This is a genomic window from Cupriavidus malaysiensis (genome assembly GCF_001854325.1).
GTDB lineage: Bacteria > Pseudomonadota > Gammaproteobacteria > Burkholderiales > Burkholderiaceae > Cupriavidus > Cupriavidus malaysiensis.
Genome location: NZ_CP017755.1, coordinates 2,263,790 through 2,281,082, shown reverse-complemented (window position 1 = coordinate 2,281,082; position 17,293 = coordinate 2,263,790). Strand labels below are relative to the sequence as shown.

The following is a 17,293-nucleotide window of genomic DNA, read 5'->3' as shown; positions in this document are numbered from 1 at the left end:
CCCGTTCCCGTGAAGTCCTTCCTCTCGTTTCCCGACCCAGGCAGACCATGTATATCGCCGCCTTCATCTACCGGCCCGGACAGGCCGATGACACCTTCCGGCAATTGAGCGCCGTCCTCGACGAAATCGCGGCAGACCTGCCCGGCTTCGCCGGCGCCGAATCCTGGCGCTCGGCCGACGGCATGCTGGTCAACGCCAGCTACTACTGGCACGACCGCGCCGCGCTGGAAGCCTTCGCCCGCCATCCGCGCCATCTCGAGGCCAAGCGCCAGTACCGCCGCTGGTACGAGGGCTACCACGTGGTGGTCTCGCATGTCGAGCGGGCCTACGGCGACGGCACGCTGGCCCATCCGGTGCCGGACAGCCGCCGGGCGGGCGGCTGAGGCGGCCGGGGCCGCGCGCATCGCCCGGGCTCCGGCCCGGTCTCAAGCCGGTGTCATTCGGGCTTGACGCCGGCGTCACGGATGACCGCGCTCCAGCGCGTCATCTCGGCCTTGATCCGGCTGCCGGCCTGCGCCGGCGTGGTCCAGGCGGCGATCGCGCCTTGCTTGAGCAGGGCGGCCTTCACTTCGGGCTCGGCCAGGATCTTCTTCAGGTCGGCGCTGAGGCGGTTGATCACCGGCGCCGGCGTGCCGGCCGGGGCGACGATGCCGAACATCGAGCTGACCTCGAAGTCCTTCAGGCCGGCTTCGGCCGCGGTGGGCACGTCGGGCAGCGTGCTGACCCGCTCGCCGCTGGTCACCGCCAGCGCGCGGATCTTGCCGCTCTTGATGAAGGACTGCGCCGCCGGCACCGTTTCCACCATGCTCAGCACCTGCCCGCCCATCAGATCGGTCATGGCCGGACCGCTGCCCTTGTACGGCACGTGCAGCATGTCGGCGCCGGTCATGCGCTTGAACAGCTCGCCGGCCAGGTGCTGCGGCGAGCCGTTGCCGGCCGAGCCGAAGGTGAGGCTGCCGGGCTTGGCCTTGGCCAGCTCGACCAGTTGCGCCAGCGTGTTGGCCTTGACCGAGGGATTGACCACGAACACCAGCGGCACCGTGCCGACGATGGCGACCGGCGCGAAGCTCTTCTCCAGGTCGTAGGGCACGCGGCTCTTGTACAGGGCGGCGTTGATGGCGTGGCTGGTCAGGGCCCCCATCAGCAAGGTGTAGCCGTCGGCCGGCGACTTGGCCACCAGTTCGGCACCGATATTGCCCGCCGCGCCGGCGCGGTTGTCCACCACCACCTGCTGGCCGAGCGCGGTGGTGAGTTGCTGCGCCAGCGTGCGGCCGATGACGTCGGTGGCGCCGCCGGGCGGGTAGGGCACCACCAGGCGGATCGGCTTGTTGGGATAGTCGGACGCGGCGGCGAGGGCCGGCGCCAGCAGCAGGCCGGCGCACGCGGCCAGCGTGGACACGAGCAGGGCGCGCCGCGCACCCGGGCGCGCGCGGCCGTGCCTGCGCAAGAGGCTGGACATGAAGGTCTCCTGTGCCGGGCTGATTGGATTCGAAGGGAAGGACGGCGGCGTGGGACCGCCGTGCCGATGCCGCCCGGCTCAGCATCGGGACGTAGTGTATGAGGCACCTCTTGATAGAAGAATCAGAATCTTTCTATCGACTGATCTTGTATTTCAATCAATAAACCGAGGCCGTTGCCGGGCTTGCGCACGCGCAGCCACGCAGGCTATGCTCTCGCCCGAGATTATCAATAATATTATTGGAGATCACGGATGTCTTCGTCCGACCGTCCCCCCGTCCCTCCGGCCTCATCCCAGGATTCATCGCAAGAGAGTGGTGGATCACAGCCATCGGCGGAGGGCCTGGCCAAGGGGCTGACCAACTACGGCGATACCGGCTTCTCGCTGTTCCTGCGCAAGGCCTTCATCAAGGGCGCCGGCTACACCGACGACGCCTTGTCGCGGCCGGTGATCGGCATCGTCAACACCGGCAGCAGCTACAACCCCTGCCACGGCAACGCACCGCAGCTGGTGGAGGCGGTCAAGCGCGGCGTCATGCTGGCCGGCGGCCTGCCGGTGGACTTCCCGACCATCTCGGTGCATGAGAGCTTTTCGGCGCCCACCAGCATGTACCTGCGCAACCTCATGTCGATGGACACCGAGGAGATGATCCGCGCCCAGCCGATGGACGCGGTGGTGCTGATCGGCGGCTGCGACAAGACCGTGCCGGCCCAGCTGATGGGCGCGGCGTCGGCCGGCGTGCCGGCGATCCAGCTGGTGACCGGCTCGATGCTGACCGGCGCGCACCGCGGCGAGCGCGTCGGCGCCTGTACCGACTGCCGCCGCTACTGGGGCCGTTTCCGTGCCGAGGAGATCGACGGCACCGAGATCGCCGACGTCAACAACCAGCTGGTGGCCAGCGTCGGCACCTGCTCGGTGATGGGCACGGCCAGCACCATGGCGTGCTTGGCCGAAGCCATGGGCATCATGGTGTCGGGCGGCGCCTCGGCGCCCGCGGTCACGGCCGACCGCATCCGCGTGGCCGAGCGCACCGGCACCACCGCGGTGGCGATGGCGGCCGCGCGCCTGACGCCGGACCGCATCCTGACCGGCAAGTCGATCGAGAACGCGCTGCGCGTGCTGCTGGCCATCGGCGGCTCGACCAACGGTATCGTGCACCTGACCGCCATCGCCGGCCGCCTCGGCATCGACATCGACCTGGCCGGCCTGGACCGCATGAGCCGCGAGACACCGGTGCTGGTCGACCTGAAACCTTCGGGCCAGCACTATATGGAGGACTTCCACAAGGCGGGCGGCATGCCGGCGCTGCTGCGCGAGCTGCGGCCCCTGCTGCACCTCGATGCGCTGACCGTGTCGGGCCGCACGCTGGGCGAGGAGCTGGACGCCGCGCCGCCGCCATTCGCCCAGGAGGTCATCCGCAGCCGCGCCGAGCCGATCTACCCGGCCGGCGGCCTGGCGGTGCTGCGCGGCAACCTGGCGCCGGGCGGCGCCATCATCAAGCAGTCGGCGGCCAACCCCGCCCTGATGGAGCACGAGGGGCGAGCGGTCGTGTTCGAGGACGCCGAGGACATGGCGCACCGCATCGACGATGAGGCCCTCGACGTCAAGGCCGACGACATCCTGGTGCTCAAGCGCATCGGCCCCACCGGCGCGCCGGGCATGCCCGAGGCGGGCTACATGCCGATCCCGAAGAAGCTGGCGCGGGCCGGCGTCAAGGACATGGTGCGCGTGTCGGACGGCCGCATGAGCGGCACCGCGGCCGGCACCATCGTGCTGCACGTGACGCCGGAGGCCGCCATCGGCGGACCGCTCGCCCTGGTGCGCAGCGGCGATCGCATCCGCCTGTCGGTGGCGCGGCGCGAGCTGGCGCTGCTGGTCGACGACGCGGAACTGGCGCGCCGGGCGGCCGAGCAACCGGTGGTGCGCCCGCGCGCCGAGCGCGGCTACCGCAAGCTCTTCCTGGAAACCGTGACGCAGGCCGACCAGGGCGTGGACTTCGACTTCCTGCGGGCCGGCGGCACCGTGGACACGGTACCGCGCGAGCGCTGAGCGATGGCGGACCAAGCCCTGGACGGTGCACCCGACGCACCCGACGCGTCCGATGCACCCGACGTGCCCGATGCGCTGCAGCGTGCCATCGACGCCCTGGAAGAGGACATCGTCTTCGGGCGCCTGCATCCGCGCGAGCGCCTGGTCGAGGACGACCTGATGGAGCGCTTCGGCCTGAAGCGCCATGTGGTGCGCCAGGCGCTGTCCGCGCTCGAACAGATGGGCGCGGTCGAGCGCCGGCGCAATGTCGGCGCGCTGGTGCGCGCCTTCGAGCCGGAAGAAGTGGTGGAACTGTTCGGCCTGCGCGAGCTGCTGGAAGCACAGGCCGCCGCGCTGATCCCGCTGCCCGTGCCGCCGGTGCGGCTGCAGGCGCTGGTGGCGGTGCAGCGGCGCCATGACGCCGCCGTCGCCGCAGGCGATGCGCACGCGGTCTTCCGCATCAACCAGCAGTTCCATCGCGAGCTGTTTGCACTGGCCGGCAACACCGTGCTGCTGCAGGCCATCGCCGAGTATGCGCGGCGCACCCATCCGATCCGCTTCGGCTCGCTGGCCACCGCTGCCTACCGCGAGCGCGCGCGCCAGGAACACTGGGCCATGATCGACGCGCTGCGCGCGGGACGCCGCGAGGAGCTGGTCGCGTTGTGCCGGCAGCACCTGCAGCCCTCGCGTGACGCCTACCTCGCCGCCCAGCGTGAGCGCGCCGGCGGCGCGCTCACGCGCTGAGCATCTGCCGCACCGGTGGCCCGCGCCACCGGTGCCGGCCGGGCCGGCCGGTGGCAGGGCGGAAGGTCGCGGCAGCCTGCTAGAATGGGCGTCTGTTTTCCGATCAGACGCACTATGGGTTTCGAACAACTTGCCGCCTTGAAGGCGCAACTCGTGGCACAGGCCAAGCAGAACGCGGCCGCCGCCAAGCCGGCGCAGCAGGGCAAGCCGCCAGCCAAGGCCAAGGCGCGCCCGGATGCCAAGGCACGCCCGGAAGCGAAGGGCCGCCCGGAAGCGAAGGGCCGTCCCGAGGGCAAGGCCAAGGCCGAGCCGGTCGACCCGGTGATCGAAGCGATCCGGCGCCTGCAGAAGCATTTCCCCAAGGCCTTCCCCAAGAAGCCCGAGCCCAAGCTGCCCCTCAAGCTGGGCATCATGCACGACCTCGTGCAGCAGTCCGCCAAGCTGGGCCTGGATGAAGCGCAGATCAAGGAAGCGCTCGCCACCTGGTGCCAGGGCAGCCGCTACTGGACCTGCATGGTGGCCGGCGCGGCACGCGTCGACCTGCAAGGCAACGCGGCCGGCGAAGTGACGGCGGCACAGGCCCAGCGCGCCAAGTGGCTGTCCGCGCGCCGCCCGCGTGGTGGCAAGGGCGGCGGCAAGGGTGGTGAGAACGGCGGCGAGAAGGGCGGCGAGAAGGGCGGCGAGAAGGGCGGCGAGCGTGGCGAGCGCCGCGCGCGCGGCCAGCGTCGCCCGGCCCAGGCGGGCGGCAAGCCGGCCGAAGGCCAGCCGGTGGAAGGCCAGGAAGCCGCGGCTCAGCCCGCGCAAGCCGCGCCGGCCGCGCAGCCGCAGACCGAAACGATGCCCGCAGAGCCGGTGGCCGCCGAGTCCGTGGCACCTGTGGCATCTGTGGCAGACGCACCGGTTGCCGCCGCTGGCGAACCGGCTGTCTTCGAGGCCACCTCCACCTCCACCCCCACCTCCACTTCGGCCTGATCGCGCAAGGGCGCCGCAGGCGGCGCTCTTGGCTGTCGCGCGGCACAGCGGCACGGCACCGCCCTTTGCCGCGGTCCCGCCTTTCCTTCTACCGCTGCCCCGGCACGATTGCCTCGTGCCCGCCGGCCGCGCGGCACCCCTCAAGTCAGGATTCCAGCGCCAGGCCGGCCCGCGGCAGGCGGCGCCAGCGCACCGTCGCCAGCAGCGACGCCCCGACGATCAGCGCGCCGCCGGCCCAGCCCGCCGGCGCGATCCGTTCGCCCAGCCACAGACAGGCGAACAGGGCGCCGAAGGCGGGCTCGCTGCCCATCAGCAGCGCCACGCGGGTGGGCTGGCTGCGCCGGATCGCGTAGTTCTGCGCGAAGAAGGCAAACAAGGTGCAGGCCCCCACCAGGTAGACCACGCTGGCCCAGAAGCCCGCATGCAGGCTTGGCGCCGGTAGCGCCTGCCATTGGGCGGGCACGCCCAGCAGCACCGCCGCGCTGCCCAGCGCGACCACGCCCGACTGCACGGCGGTCAGCAGCAGCGCGGGCGGCACGGCCCGGCCCGCGCGCTCGCGCATCATGCGCTTGGTCACGCAGACAATGACGGCGCGCAGCAGGGCCGCGGCCAGCATCAGCACGTCGCCGGCCTGCAGGCGCAGAGAGCCGCCGGTGAGCAGGGCGGCGCCCAGCAGCGACAGCGCCACGGCAGCCCACTCGCGCCGCGCCGGCATGCGGCCCAGCAGCAGCCACTCGGCGAACGGCGTCAGCACCACGCACAGGCTGATCAGGAAGGCGGCATGGGAGGCCTGGGTCTGCATCACGCCGAAGGTCTCGCACAGGAAGATGGCCAGCAGCAGCACGCCGGTGCCGAGCATGCCGGCCACGGTGCGGCCGTCGCAGTGCCGCAGGTGGCGCAGCGCCGGCAGCAGCAGCGCGGAGGTGAGGCCGAAGCGCAGCGCCAGCAGGCCCAGCACCGGATAGACGGCGAGCGCGTCCTTGACCACGCCGTAGCTGCTGCCCCAGACGGCGGCAACGGTCAGCAGCATCAGGTCGGGCAGCAGGGAGGCGGTGGCGGTTCTGGCGGACATGGCAGGCAGGACGGATAGGGCAGGATCGGAGGACGCGCGATGGCGCGGGAACGTGGCCGGCCGCCGGGTGCGCAGGCGGGCGGACGGAGAGCATTGTCTTGTATTGCATCGATGGTGATAATCCGGTCGTGGTGCAAATCTTTTATGCCTGTCTCGCACAGATCGGCCCGCCCTGCCGGCGCGCGCGCGTCCCTGGAAAGCGCATCGACGCATGCATCGGCGCACGCATCGGCGCATACAGCGGCAAAGAATCCGCCAAGGAACCCGCAATGAACCCCAACGAGCTGTTTGCGCTGCTGCCCGACATGGCCGTGTTCGCCCGCGTGGTCGATGCCGGCAATTTCTCGCTGGCGGCGCGCCAGCTCGGCACCACGCCGTCGACGGTCAGCCGGCAGATCAAGCGGCTGGAAGATGCGCTGGCCACGCGCCTGCTGGAGCGCTCGACACGCAAGGTGCGTGTCACCGCCTCGGGCGAGCAGGTCTACCGCCACTGCCGCGAGCTGGTCGGCGCGGCGGCCGGCGCCGTCGATGCGGCCGGCGCCCTGGCGGCGCGGCCGGCCGGGCGCGTCAGCCTGAGCGCGCCGACCGCCTACGCCAAGACCGTGATCCATCCGCTGGTGCCGGATTTCCTGCGCGCCTGTCCCGATGTGGACCTGCGGCTGGTGTTTTCCGATGCCACGCTGGATCCGCTCGACGACGACCTCGACCTGGTGATCCGCCTGACCGACCAGCCGCCACCCGGCCTGGCCGGCCGGCGCCTGGGCCGCGTCGAGTGGGTGCTGTGCGCATCGCGCGCCTATCTCGCCGCGCGCGGCGAGCCGCGCCATCCGCGCGAGCTGGCCGCGCACGACTGCCTGTTCCTGGGCGAGACGGCCGATGACAAGCGCTGGCGCTTCCGCCGCACGGCGCCGGCCGAGGCGGCGGCGCCGGTGAGCGTGGAGGTGCGCGGGCGCTATGCCGCCAATCACGCCAGCGCGCGGCTGGAGGCGGCGCAGCAGGGACTGGGCATCGCCAGCCTGCCGGACTTCGCCGCCGCGCAGGCGCTGCAGCGGGGCGAGGTGGTGCGCGTGCTGGCCGACTGGACCCTGGAGGCGCGCGCCTACGTGGGCACGGTCTGGCTGCTGCATCCGCCCAACCGCTTCCTGCCGCCCAAGGTCAGGGCGCTGATCGACTTCCTGGATGCCCGTTTGCGCGCCCCGCGTTGAGCGGCGGCCAGGGGAGAAAGGCAGAGGGGAGAAAGGCCGGGGTGTGCGGCCGGCCCGTGGCGTACATGGCCGTGCGCCGGCCCGGCTCAGCCGCCGTCCGCCGCGTCGAACGGCAGTTCGGCCTGGATCGGCAGCGCTGCCAGCCCCGCCGCTTCCTCCACCGGCAGCAGCGCGCTGACGCGCACGCCCAGCAGCCGCAGCTTGCGGTCGAGCGGCACGCGGCGCAGGCATTCGGTGGCCGCGCGGCGAATGGCCGCGCCGTCGGCCGAGGGCTCCGGCAGGGTCAGGTCGCGCGTCACCGTGCGGAAATCGTCATAGCGCAGCTTGATGCCGATGGTGCGCCCGACATAGCCCTTGCGCCGCAGGTCGTCCGCCACGCGCAGGCATAGCCCCGTGAAGGCTTCCGACAGCAGCGGGCGGTCGCGGCGCGGGTGCAGGTCGCGTTCGAAGGTGGTCTCGCGGCTGATTGACTTGGGCTCGGAACTGACCACCACGGCCCGCTCGTCGAAGCCCTGCGCCGTCTGCGCCAGCCAGGCGGTGTAGCTGCGGCCGAAATGCTCCTGCAGCAGCCCCAGGTCGGCGCGCGCCAGCTCGCCCACGGTGCCGATGCCCAGCGCGGCCAGCTTCTCGCTCGCCTTGGGCCCGATGCCGTTGACCTTGCGTACCGGCAGCGGCCAGATGCGCAGCGGCACGTCTTCCATGCGCAGCAGCGTCAGTCCGTCCGGCTTGTCCAGCTCGGAGCCGATCTTGGCCAGCAGCTTGTTCGGCGCCACGCAGATCGAGCAGCTCAGGCCGGTGGCTTCGCGCACGGCCTGCTTGATGCGCCCGGCAACCTCGGCGGCCTCGCCCTGCACCGCGCTCAGGTCGATGTAGATCTCGTCGATGCCGCGGTCCTCGATCTGGTCGGTGAAGCGCGCCACCGCCGCCTTGAACAAGCGCGAGTAGTGGCGGTAGGCCTCGAAGTCGGTCGGCAGCAGGATCGCGTCCGGGGCGAGCTGGGCGGCCTTCATCATACCCATGGCGGAGAACACGCCGAAGGCGCGCGCTTCGTAGGTCGAGGTAGTGACCACGCCCCGTCCGACGTAGTCGCGCAGGCGCGCGAAGCGGCGGCTGCCGTCGGCCAGCACCTCCGGCACGGCATTGCGCCCGCCGCCGATCACCACCGGCTGGCCGCGCAGTTCGGGGTAGCGCAGCAGCTCGACCGACGCGTAGAAGGCGTCCATGTCGAGGTGGGCGATGCGGCGGGTGGCGGACAGCATGACGGCTGGGCGGCGAGGCGGGCGGAGGGGTGCGTGGCAGCATGCGGCCACGGCTTCCAATTGACTGTATGAATATACAGTATATGGGAAATTTCCCCGCTGGACGATAGGACCTGGCCCAACGCCCTGGTGCCCGCGCCGGCCGCGCCGCGCACTCAGTCCTGCCGGCCGATATCGTGGACGATCTGTCCCGCGCTCAGCGTGTTGATCTTCTCGGAGGGGATGTCCATCAGGATGCGGCTGCGTTCCGGCGACAGCAGCACCGTCAGGTGCTGCACCGGGAGCTCCGCGGGATCGTGCAGCAGGCGCACCAGCTTCAGCAGCGGCGCGCCGACTTCGGTGCGCAGCCAGCGGGCACAGCGGGGATCGGCAGCCTGGGCGCTGATTTCCTGCACCACGCGGCCGAACTTCACCCCTTGCGCCATCAGGATCTCGAACAGCGCATGCTTGCGCAGCGCTGCCGCCGAGACCCGCTTGCCCAGCGCGGCCGGCACCCAGGCGTCGGTCAGCATGACCGGCTCGCCCTGCAGGCTGCGCAGGCGCAGGGCATGCACGGCGTGCTCGCCGGGCGCGAGCTGCAGCAGCGCGGCGATATCCGGCGGCGGCTCGGCCTGGGCCACCTCGAGCACCTCGACCTCGGTTTCCAGCGCCGCGCGGCGCAGGCTGTCGATCATGCCCAGGCTGGGACTGCTGCGCCCCGCCGGCGTGCCGGCGCGCACGAAGGTGCCGAGGCCGTGGCGCCGCTCCACCAGCCCGAGCGCGGCGAGGTCGGCCAGCGCGCGCCTTACCGTGATGCGCGAGACGCCGAAGCGCTCGCAGATCGCCTCTTCCTTGGGCAGCGCGCCGGTCTGCGCGTAGACGCCGCGCGAGATCTCGTCGCGCAGCACCAGGAAGAGCTGCCGGTGCAGGGAGGTACCAGGGATGCGGGGCAGCGGGGCGGGCGTTGCGTCAGCGGTGTTGCGGGGCATGGGGTGATGGATCGGTGGCGTCGGGGAGCATAGCACAAGGGTGGCGCGGATCCCTGGCCGCTCCGCCCGGTTCCGGTTGACCTTGCTGGTTAGTTGTTATTAGAATATAAACACATAAACACAGGCGAGAGGCACACGCTGCCCCGGTCCCCCGTCCCGGGGGCATTCGCCTACCCGCAAGAGGAGACCGCCCGCACCATGCACCCCGCCACCTTGTTGCGCCAGCGCCTGCAGGCACCCGGCATGCTGATCGCGCCGGGCGCCTATGACGCCATCGGCGCGCGCCTGATCGAGCAGGCCGGCTTCGCCGCCGCCTACATGACCGGAGCCGGGACCTCGGCCGCGCGCGGCTTTCCCGATTTCGGCCTGCTGACCCTGAGCGAGATGGTGGAGAACGCCGCGGTGATGGCGCGCGCCATCGCCATCCCGCTGATCGCCGACGCCGATACCGGCTACGGCAACGAACTGAACGTGACGCGCACCGTGCGCGAGTACGAGAGCCGCGGCGTGGCCGGCATCCATATCGAGGACCAGGTCGCGCCCAAGCGCTGCGGCCACCTCGACGGCAAGGAGGTGGTTTCGCGCGAAGCCTTCGTCTCGCTGGTGCGGGCGGCGGCGCAGGCGCGCCGCACGGCGGATTTCGTCATCATCGCGCGCACCGACGCGCGCGCCGTGCTGGGCCTGGACGAGGCCATCTGGCGCGCCAAGGCGGCGCTCGCCGCCGGCGCCGACATGGCCTTCGTCGAAGCCGCGCAGACGCTGGAGGAAGTGGCCGCGGTACCGGCCCGCGTGCAGGGCCCCTGCCTGCTCAACGTGGTGCCCGGCGGACGCACGCCGATCTTCGACCTGCACGAGGCCGAGGCCATGGGCTACAAGCTGGCCATCCTGCCGGGCCTGATGCTGAAGGCCGCGATCGAGGCGGGCGACCGCGCGCTGGCGGAACTGAAGGCGACGCACAGCGCGCCGCCGGTGTCGGCGGGCGTGGCGCAGACCTTCCGCCGCTTCGGCGCCGACGAGTGGGACGCCCTGCGCCAGCGCTTCAATGCGGGTGCACCGGCGCTCGCCATTGCTCCCGCCACCCCCGGCAGCAGCGACGCCGCGAGGCCGGCATGAACCCGGCCACGCTGTTCGACAAGCTCTGGGATGCGCATGTGGTGCGCGAACTGGGCGACGGCTGGGCGCTGCTGCACATTGACCGCCACCTGCTGCACGACCTGTCCGGCCCGCCGGCGCTGGCCGAGGTGGCGGCGCGCGGCCTGCCGCTGCACGACCCCGCCCTGGTCTTCGCCACGCCCGACCACGCGGTGTCCAGCCAGCCCGGGCGCGACGGCACCACCTACCTGCCCGGCGCGCGGCTGTGGAGCGCGCTGCGCGAGCGCGCGGCCGCGGCCGGCGTGACACTGTTCGATCTCGGCGAGCCCGGCCAGGGCATCGTGCACGTGAGCGGCCCCGAACTCGGCATCGTGCTGCCCGGCCTGACCGTGGTCTGCGGCGACAGCCACACCTGTACCAATGGCGGGGTCGGGGCGCTGGCCTTCGGCGTCGGCTCGTCGGAGAGCACGCATGCGCTGGCCACGCAGGCCTTGCGCCTGCAGAAGCCGCGCCGCATGCGTATCCGCTGCGAAGGCGCGCTGGCGCCCGGCGTCAGCGCCAAGGACCTGGCGCTGCACCTGATCGCCCGCTTCGGCGCGGCGGCCGGGGCCGGCCATGCCATCGAGTTCGCCGGCAGCGCCGTGCGCGCGCTGGAGGTGGAGGCACGGCTGACCCTGTGCAACCTGGCGGTCGAGCTGGGCGCGCGCTTCGCGCTGATCGCCCCGGACGAGCGCACCATCGACTGGCTGCGCGGCCGTCCCTATGCGCCGGCCGGCGCCGCGTTCGAGCAGGCGGCGGCGGCATGGCGCACCCTGGCCAGCGACGCCGGCGCGGTCTTCGACCGCGATGAATGCATCGACGCGGCCGAGGTCGTGCCCACCATCACCTGGGGCACCAGCCCGGAGCACGCCATCGCGGTGGACGCGCGCATCCCCGTGCCGGCGGCCGCCGGCGCCGCCGCGCAGGCCTATGCCGACGCGCTCGCCTACATGGGACTGGAGCCCGGCGCGCCGATCGCCGGCACGCCGGTGGACTGGGTCTTCATCGGTTCCTGTGCCAACTCGCGCCTGTCCGACCTGCGCGCCGCCGCCGCGGTGCTGCGCGGGCGCCGCGTCGCGCCCGGCGTCACCGCCTGGGTCGTGCCGGGCTCGGTGGCGGTCAAGGCGGCGGCTGAGGCCGAAGGCCTGCGCGAGGTGTTCGAGTCGGCCGGCTTCAGCTGGCGCGAGCCCGGCTGCAGCATGTGCGTGGCCGCCAACGGCGAGCAGGTGCCGCCGGGACAGCGCTCGGTATCCACCTCCAACCGCAACTTCGTCGGCCGCCAGGGCCCCGGGGCGCGCACCCACCTGGCCAGCCCGGCGATGGCCGCGGCCGCCGCCGTCACCGGCCGCATCACCGATGTCAGGAGCCTTGCATGAGCCTGCAGCCTTTCACCGTGGTCAGCGGCGCCGCCGTGCCGCTGATGCTCGCCAACGTCGATACCGATGTCATCGTCCGCATCGAGCGGCTGACCAGCCTGGCGCGCGACCAGCTCGGCCCCTGGGCGCTGGAGGCCCTGCGCTACCGCGAGGACGGCAGCGAGGACCCGGGCTGCCTGCTCAACCAGGCCGCCTTCCGCGGCGCGCCCATCCTGCTGGCCGGGCCCAACTTCGGCTGCGGCTCGTCGCGCGAGGGCGCGGTGTGGGCGCTGATGGGCATGGGCGTGCGCTGCGTGATCGCGCCGAGCTTCGGCGACATCTTCTACAGCAACTGCTTCCAGAACGGTGTGCTGCCGATCCGCTTGCCGCTGGAAGCCGTGCAGGCCCTGGCCGCGCAGTGCGCCGGCGGCGCACCGCTGCGCGTGGACCTGGAGGCCGCCACGCTGACCGCGCCCGACGGCGTGGCCAGTCCCTTCCCGATCGACGCGCTGCGGCGCCAGGCGCTGCTGCTCGGGCTGGACGACATCGGGCTGACTTTGCAGGACGATCCCGCCATCCGCGCCTGGCAGCAGCAGGACCGCAGCCGCCGGCCCTGGGCCTGGCAGGTGGCAGGGCAGATGGCAGGGCAGATGGCAGGGCGGGCGGACGGGCAGGTGCCGCCGCCAGCCCCGGCAACGCAGGCGCAGGCGCAGGCGCGGAGCCTGCCATGACGGCGGACATGCGCCATCCCTGGGTACTGCGCTGGATCGGGCTGCTGCTGCGCGGCCGCCATGCCGGCGACGCCACGCTGGCGCAGGCGGACCCGGTGCTGGCGGCGCTGCCGGCAGCCTTGGCGCTGCACAGCGACAGCTTCGCCGCCGGTGCCAGCCTGGCGCTGCGCCACGCCGGCCGGGGCGTGGGCGGCAACCTGTCGCCGGACTTGCGCTGGCGGGCATTGCCAGCCGGTGCCAGCCACTGGTTGCTGCTGGTGGAAGACCCCGACGTGCCGCTGCCGCACGCCATCGCGCACGCGCTGGCCTGGGGCCCGGCGGCGGTGAACGGGCTGCCCGAGGGCGCCCTGGCGCCGGGCCGCGCGCCGCAGGGCGTGGTCCTGGCGCGCAACGGCCTCGGCGGCACCGGCTACGACGGACCGCGCCCGCTGCCCGGCCACGGCCCGCACCGCTATGTGTTCCAGCTGTTCGCGCTGTCGGCGCCGCCGCCGCCCGGGCTGGCGGCGGATGCGCTGCGGCCGTGGCTGCGTGCGCATGCGATGGCGCGCGGCCGGCTCGATGGCGTGTTCCAGCGTGACTGGCGGGCCCGGGCAGTGGGCGCGCCAGCCTGACCGGCGGCGCGATGGACAAGCAGGACAAGCAGGACAAGCAGGATCCATGAGGATCCGACGACAAGACGATGACAGGAGACAAGATGTCGATACAAGACCCGAAGCCGCGCCGGCCGGCGCGACGGCTCGCCCTGGGCGCGGCCGTCGCCGCCCTGCTGGCGGCGCCCGCGCTGGCGAGCGCCGAGGCGGCGCCCGCCGCGCCGTGGAAGCCCCAGCGTCCGGTGACCCTGGTGGTGCCCTATGTCGCGGGTGGCGGCACCGACGCCACCGCCCGGGCCGTCTCGCGCCAGCTCGGCGCGATGTGGGGGCAGCCGGTGGTGGTGGAGAACCTGCCGGGCGCCGACGGCCTGATCGGCACGCGGCGCGTGATGGAGGCCCGTCCCGACGGCTATACGCTGCTGCTGCAGGTGCCGGGCCTGCTGGCGACGCGCTATACGCCCAGCCTCAAGGGTGTCGACCCGCTCGCCCGGCTGGAGCCGGTCAGCGCTGTCTCGCAGTCGCCCGCCGCGGTGGTGGTCAGTGCCAGGCTGCCGGTCAAGACCTTCGGCGAGCTGGTGCGCTACTGCCGCACCGCGCCGCAGTGCTCGCTCGGCACGGGCGAGAACCTGGCGCGGCTGTCCGGCCAGCAGCTTGCCGACGAGGCGGGCCTGCCGCGCCTGGTGATCGTCAACTACCGAGGTACCGGCGCCATCGTCACCGACCTGGTCGCCAACAACGTGAACATGGCTCTCACCAGCATCGCCAGCGCGCTGCCGCACCACCGGGCCGGCACGCTGCGCATCCTGGCCACGCAGGGCGACCGCCGTGCGGCGGCGCTGCCCGATGTGCCGACGACGGCCGAGGCCGGCTATCCGCAGTTCCGCTCGGTGACCTGGTATGGCCTGTTTGCGCCCAAGGGGACGCCGCCCGCCATCACGCAGGGCATCGTCGCGGCGCTGCGCGAAGCGGTCAAGGACGCCGACGTGCGCAAGGCGATCGCCAACGCCGGTGCCGAGCCGGTGGCGAACACGCCGGCCGAGTTCGCCGAGGAAGTGCGGCGCGACAGCGCGCACGTCGCGGAGCTGGTCAAGCACTATCCGCTCGACTGAAGGTCCGCTTGATCGAGCGCTCGATGCAACGCTCGACCGGAACACGTCTGCCGTGCCGGCCCCGGGTCGGGCACGGACGTCGAATCCCGGGTGCGCTCGCCGGCGCACCCGCTCACCCGCTCACCCGCTCACTCGCAAGGACCTGCCATGACCTCCCATTCTTCCGTACCGGGTTCCGCCCCGGCGCACGCCGGCGCCACCGGCCAGGCGGCCACCGATCCGGCCGGGCCGACCGGGCGCCTCGCCCACTGGCTGGCCGGCTTCCGCCTGGAGCAGGCCAGCGCCAGCGCGCGCGAACGCGCCAAGGCCCTGATCCTGGACGGCATCGGCTGCGCCATCGTCGGCGCGCAGCTGCCCTGGTCGCGCGTCGCGGCGGGCATCGTGCGCCGTACCGAAGGCGAGGGCGACCGCACCATCGTCGGTTGGGGCGCGCGCACCAGCGCGCCGGGGGCGGCCCTGCTCAACGGTACCTTCATCCAGGGCTTCGAACTGGACGACTACCATCCGCTCGCGCCGCTGCACAGCGCCTCGCTGGTGCTGCCGGCCTTGTGGGCGGCGGCGGAAGGAGAGCCGCGGGTGAGCGGGGCGGGCCTGCTGGAGGCGGCCATGGCCGGCTTCGAGGTCGGCCCGCGCGTGGGGCTGGCCCTGCACGGCGCGCAGATGCTGTCGCGCGGCTGGCATTCGGGCGCGGTGTTCGGCACCCACGCCGCGGCCGCCGCGGTGGGCAAGCTGCTGGGGCTGGACGCGGCCCGCTTCGAAGATGCGCTGGGCCTGGCCGCGACGCAGTCGGCCGGCCTGATGGCGGCCCAGTACGAGGCCATGAGCAAGCGCATGCACCACGGCTTCGCGGCGCGCAACGGCCTCTACGCGGCGCTGCTGGCGGCGGGTGGCTATACCGGCATCAAGCGTGTGTTCGAGCGCGAGTACGGCGGCTTCCTCTCGACCTTCGGCGAGGGCCATGCGCCCGATGCCGGCCAGCTTGCCGACGGCCTCGGCGAGCGCTGGGAAGTGGAGCGCATGGTGATCAAGCCCTATGCGGCCATGGGTGGCATCCACGCCCCGCTCGATGCGCTGTTCGACGTCGGCGCGCAGCGCCCGCTGCGCGCGCCGGAGATCGCGCGCATCGAGGTCGACGTCACGCATGCGGTCTACCATCACGGCTGGTGGCCGCCGCAGCGCCCGTTCACGCCGATCGGCGCGCAGATGCACATCGGCTACGCGCTCGCCGTGGCGGTGCTCGACGGCGCCGCGCTGGTGGCACAGTTCACCCCCGCGCGCATCGATGCCGACGATGTGTGGGCGCTGCTGCCCCGCATCGAGGTGCGCCACGACGCGGCCCTCGACGCCGGCGGTGCCCAGGCGCGCGGGCGCGTGCGTCTGGCGGTGACCTTCACCGACGGCCAGCGCATCGAAGTGCAGCGGCGCGCGTCGCGCGCGATCGAGGCGCCGCAGTCGAACGCGGAGGTCGCCGCCAAGTTCCGCGCGCTTACCGACGGCCTGGTCGCGCCCGCCCGCCAGCAGGCCATCGAGCAGATGGTGGCCGGACTGGAGACGCTCGGCGACGTGCGCGAACTGATGGCCCTGCTGGCGCCGCCGGTCGGCGCCGCCTTCGCATGAGCCGGGAGCGGACCATGGCGACGACCCTGAACAGAAGGCGTGCCTGCCTGGGGATGGTGGCGCTGCTGCCGCTGGCGCTGGCCGGACTGCGCGGCGCGCCGGCGCGGGCCGAGGCGGCCTGGCCGGCGCGGCCGATCCGGCTGGTGCTGCCATTCTCGGCCGGCGGCGCCGGCGATACCAATACCCGCCTGCTGGCCAAGGCGCTGGCGCGCCAGCTGGGCCAGAGCGTGATCGTCGACAACAAGCCGGGCGCCGGCGGGCTGATCGGCGCGGAGCTGGTGGCGCGCAGCGCGCCGGACGGCTACACCCTGCTGGTTGCGGGCAATGGCGCGGTGTCCAACGCCTTGCTGCGTGCCCGCATGCCCTATGCCGACGACGCCCTGGTGCCGGTGGCGAGCATCAGCTCGGCGCCCTCGGTGATCGTCGCCGCGGCGGGCGCGTCCTTTAACGACCTGAAGTCGCTGCAGGCCTATGCCAAGGCCAGGGGCGGCATCGCCTTCGGCACCGCCGGGCTCGGCAGCACCGGCCATTTCGTCGCCGAGATGATGCGCCAGGCGCTGGGCGTGCCGGTCACGGTGGTGCACTACAAGAGCGGCATGGAGACGCTGAACGCCGTCATGGGCGGCCAGATCGACCTGGCCTCCGAAGCGCCGGTCGGCGTGCTGGGATTCGTGCGTGGCGGCAAGCTGCGCGCGCTGGCGGTGGCCGACGGGCACCGCACGGCGGTGCTGCCGGACGTGCCGACCACGGTCGAGCAGGGCTTCACCGCTGTGCGCATGCAGCACTGGGGCGGCATCTACGCGCCGCGTGGCACGCCGGACGCGGTGCTCGACCGGGTGGCGCAGGCGACCGCGCTCGCCTACCGCAGCGATCCCGACCTGCTGGCGCAGATGGCGGCCTACGGCTACCAGCCGGTGAGCGGCTCGCGCGAGGGCTTCGCGCGCTTCCTCGACGACGAGAAGGTCCGCCTGGGCCGCCTCGCGCGCGCGGCGCGGATGGCGGCCGAGTAGCGCAGCGGATGCCGGCAGCCGATCCGGCCGCCGGCGTCCGCCC

General features: G+C 72.8%; 16 protein-coding genes. 12 read left to right on the top strand and 4 right to left on the bottom strand.

The annotated features are described in order from the left end of the window. Window positions 1-47: 47 nt before the first annotated feature. The gene (locus BKK80_RS29635) at window positions 48-383 is read left to right on the top strand and encodes an antibiotic biosynthesis monooxygenase family protein (RefSeq protein WP_071019119.1); all 336 of its coding nucleotides are present in this window, start codon (window positions 48-50) and stop codon (window positions 381-383) included. A gap of 53 nt (window positions 384-436) precedes the next feature. On the opposite strand, the gene BKK80_RS29630 is transcribed toward BKK80_RS29635, so the two are convergent. Then, window positions 437-1,459, bottom strand: coding sequence for a tripartite tricarboxylate transporter substrate binding protein (locus BKK80_RS29630; protein ID WP_071072395.1), 1,023 nt, complete (start codon window positions 1,457-1,459; stop codon window positions 437-439). Window positions 1,460-1,711: 252 nt separating this feature from the next. Here BKK80_RS29630 and BKK80_RS29625 point away from each other — a divergent pair, with 252 nt between their 5' ends. From BKK80_RS29625 to BKK80_RS29615, 3 genes are all read left to right on the top strand, one after another. Beyond that, window positions 1,712-3,508: an IlvD/Edd family dehydratase gene (locus BKK80_RS29625; RefSeq protein ID WP_071072393.1), complete on the top strand. Its 1,797-nt coding sequence runs from the start codon at window positions 1,712-1,714 to the stop codon at window positions 3,506-3,508. 3 nt (window positions 3,509-3,511) lie between these two features. Next, the gene (locus BKK80_RS29620) at window positions 3,512-4,231 is read left to right on the top strand and encodes a GntR family transcriptional regulator (protein ID WP_071019125.1); all 720 of its coding nucleotides are present in this window, start codon (window positions 3,512-3,514) and stop codon (window positions 4,229-4,231) included. A 114-nt stretch (window positions 4,232-4,345) separates the two neighbouring features. After that, entirely contained in the window at window positions 4,346-5,203 is an 858-nt protein-coding gene (locus BKK80_RS29615) for a ProQ/FinO family protein (protein ID WP_071072391.1), read from the top strand. A 145-nt stretch (window positions 5,204-5,348) separates the two neighbouring features. On the opposite strand, the gene BKK80_RS29610 is transcribed toward BKK80_RS29615, so the two are convergent. Then, window positions 5,349-6,275, bottom strand: a complete 927-nt coding sequence (locus BKK80_RS29610; protein WP_071072388.1) for a DMT family transporter — start codon at window positions 6,273-6,275, stop codon at window positions 5,349-5,351. Window positions 6,276-6,544: 269 nt separating this feature from the next. On the opposite strand from BKK80_RS29610, the gene BKK80_RS29605 reads away from it, so the two are divergent. Continuing rightward, a complete protein-coding gene (locus BKK80_RS29605) occupies window positions 6,545-7,480 on the top strand; it encodes a LysR family transcriptional regulator (protein ID WP_071022398.1) in 936 nt (311 codons plus the stop codon). Between the two features lie 86 nt (window positions 7,481-7,566). Here BKK80_RS29605 and dinB read toward each other — a convergent pair whose 3' ends face one another. Beyond that, window positions 7,567-8,739 (bottom strand): DNA polymerase IV, encoded by a 1,173-nt coding sequence (dinB, locus tag BKK80_RS29600; protein ID WP_071019130.1) that lies wholly within the window; start codon window positions 8,737-8,739, stop codon window positions 7,567-7,569. A 155-nt stretch (window positions 8,740-8,894) separates the two neighbouring features. Beyond that, a complete protein-coding gene (locus tag BKK80_RS29595) occupies window positions 8,895-9,707 on the bottom strand; it encodes a GntR family transcriptional regulator (RefSeq protein WP_071072386.1) in 813 nt (270 codons plus the stop codon). Between the two features lie 198 nt (window positions 9,708-9,905). Between BKK80_RS29595 and BKK80_RS29590 the strand changes: the two genes are divergently transcribed. The 7 genes from BKK80_RS29590 (at window position 9,906) to BKK80_RS29560 (ending at window position 17,250) form a co-directional block, all read left to right on the top strand. Next, window positions 9,906-10,820 (top strand): isocitrate lyase/PEP mutase family protein, encoded by a 915-nt coding sequence (locus tag BKK80_RS29590; RefSeq protein WP_084545808.1) that lies wholly within the window; start codon window positions 9,906-9,908, stop codon window positions 10,818-10,820. Then, window positions 10,817-12,214, top strand: a complete 1,398-nt coding sequence (locus BKK80_RS29585) for a 3-isopropylmalate dehydratase large subunit (RefSeq protein ID WP_071072384.1) — start codon at window positions 10,817-10,819, stop codon at window positions 12,212-12,214. The genes BKK80_RS29590 and BKK80_RS29585 overlap by 4 nt, the downstream gene beginning before the upstream one ends. Next, window positions 12,211-12,924 (top strand): 3-isopropylmalate dehydratase small subunit, encoded by a 714-nt coding sequence (gene leuD, locus BKK80_RS29580; protein WP_157903366.1) that lies wholly within the window; start codon window positions 12,211-12,213, stop codon window positions 12,922-12,924. The genes BKK80_RS29585 and leuD overlap by 4 nt, the downstream gene beginning before the upstream one ends. Next, on the top strand, window positions 12,921-13,535 hold the full coding sequence (locus BKK80_RS29575) for a YbhB/YbcL family Raf kinase inhibitor-like protein (RefSeq protein ID WP_083384465.1): 615 nt from the start codon (window positions 12,921-12,923) through the stop codon (window positions 13,533-13,535). Before leuD ends, BKK80_RS29575 begins: the two co-directional genes overlap by 4 nt. An 83-nt stretch (window positions 13,536-13,618) precedes the next feature. Next, window positions 13,619-14,623 carry a tripartite tricarboxylate transporter substrate binding protein gene (locus BKK80_RS29570; RefSeq protein WP_071019136.1) on the top strand — a complete coding sequence of 335 codons (1,005 nt, stop codon included), beginning with the start codon at window positions 13,619-13,621 and terminating at the stop codon, window positions 14,621-14,623. A 147-nt stretch (window positions 14,624-14,770) separates the two neighbouring features. Beyond that, window positions 14,771-16,240: an MmgE/PrpD family protein gene (locus tag BKK80_RS29565; RefSeq protein ID WP_083384466.1), complete on the top strand. Its 1,470-nt coding sequence runs from the start codon at window positions 14,771-14,773 to the stop codon at window positions 16,238-16,240. A 14-nt stretch (window positions 16,241-16,254) separates the two neighbouring features. Continuing rightward, window positions 16,255-17,250: a tripartite tricarboxylate transporter substrate binding protein gene (locus BKK80_RS29560; protein WP_236903830.1), complete on the top strand. Its 996-nt coding sequence runs from the start codon at window positions 16,255-16,257 to the stop codon at window positions 17,248-17,250. Window positions 17,251-17,293: the final 43 nt, after the last annotated feature.

Excerpts from the sequence above, each read along its gene's own strand:
- BKK80_RS29635 (WP_071019119.1), top strand. The coding sequence starts at position 48 with ATGTATATCGCCGCCTTCATCTACCGGCCCGGACAGGCCGATGACACC.
- BKK80_RS29630 (WP_071072395.1), bottom strand. The coding sequence starts at position 1,459 with ATGTCCAGCCTCTTGCGCAGGCACGGCCGCGCGCGCCCGGGTGCGCGG.
- BKK80_RS29625 (WP_071072393.1), top strand. The coding sequence starts at position 1,712 with ATGTCTTCGTCCGACCGTCCCCCCGTCCCTCCGGCCTCATCCCAGGAT.
- BKK80_RS29620 (WP_071019125.1), top strand. The coding sequence starts at position 3,512 with ATGGCGGACCAAGCCCTGGACGGTGCACCCGACGCACCCGACGCGTCC.
- BKK80_RS29615 (WP_071072391.1), top strand. The coding sequence starts at position 4,346 with ATGGGTTTCGAACAACTTGCCGCCTTGAAGGCGCAACTCGTGGCACAG.
- BKK80_RS29610 (WP_071072388.1), bottom strand. The coding sequence starts at position 6,275 with ATGTCCGCCAGAACCGCCACCGCCTCCCTGCTGCCCGACCTGATGCTG.
- BKK80_RS29605 (WP_071022398.1), top strand. The coding sequence starts at position 6,545 with ATGAACCCCAACGAGCTGTTTGCGCTGCTGCCCGACATGGCCGTGTTC.
- dinB (WP_071019130.1), bottom strand. The coding sequence starts at position 8,739 with ATGCTGTCCGCCACCCGCCGCATCGCCCACCTCGACATGGACGCCTTC.
- BKK80_RS29595 (WP_071072386.1), bottom strand. The coding sequence starts at position 9,707 with ATGCCCCGCAACACCGCTGACGCAACGCCCGCCCCGCTGCCCCGCATC.
- BKK80_RS29590 (WP_084545808.1), top strand. The coding sequence starts at position 9,906 with ATGCACCCCGCCACCTTGTTGCGCCAGCGCCTGCAGGCACCCGGCATG.
- BKK80_RS29585 (WP_071072384.1), top strand. The coding sequence starts at position 10,817 with ATGAACCCGGCCACGCTGTTCGACAAGCTCTGGGATGCGCATGTGGTG.
- leuD (WP_157903366.1), top strand. The coding sequence starts at position 12,211 with ATGAGCCTGCAGCCTTTCACCGTGGTCAGCGGCGCCGCCGTGCCGCTG.
- BKK80_RS29575 (WP_083384465.1), top strand. The coding sequence starts at position 12,921 with ATGACGGCGGACATGCGCCATCCCTGGGTACTGCGCTGGATCGGGCTG.
- BKK80_RS29570 (WP_071019136.1), top strand. The coding sequence starts at position 13,619 with ATGTCGATACAAGACCCGAAGCCGCGCCGGCCGGCGCGACGGCTCGCC.
- BKK80_RS29565 (WP_083384466.1), top strand. The coding sequence starts at position 14,771 with ATGACCTCCCATTCTTCCGTACCGGGTTCCGCCCCGGCGCACGCCGGC.
- BKK80_RS29560 (WP_236903830.1), top strand. The coding sequence starts at position 16,255 with ATGGCGACGACCCTGAACAGAAGGCGTGCCTGCCTGGGGATGGTGGCG.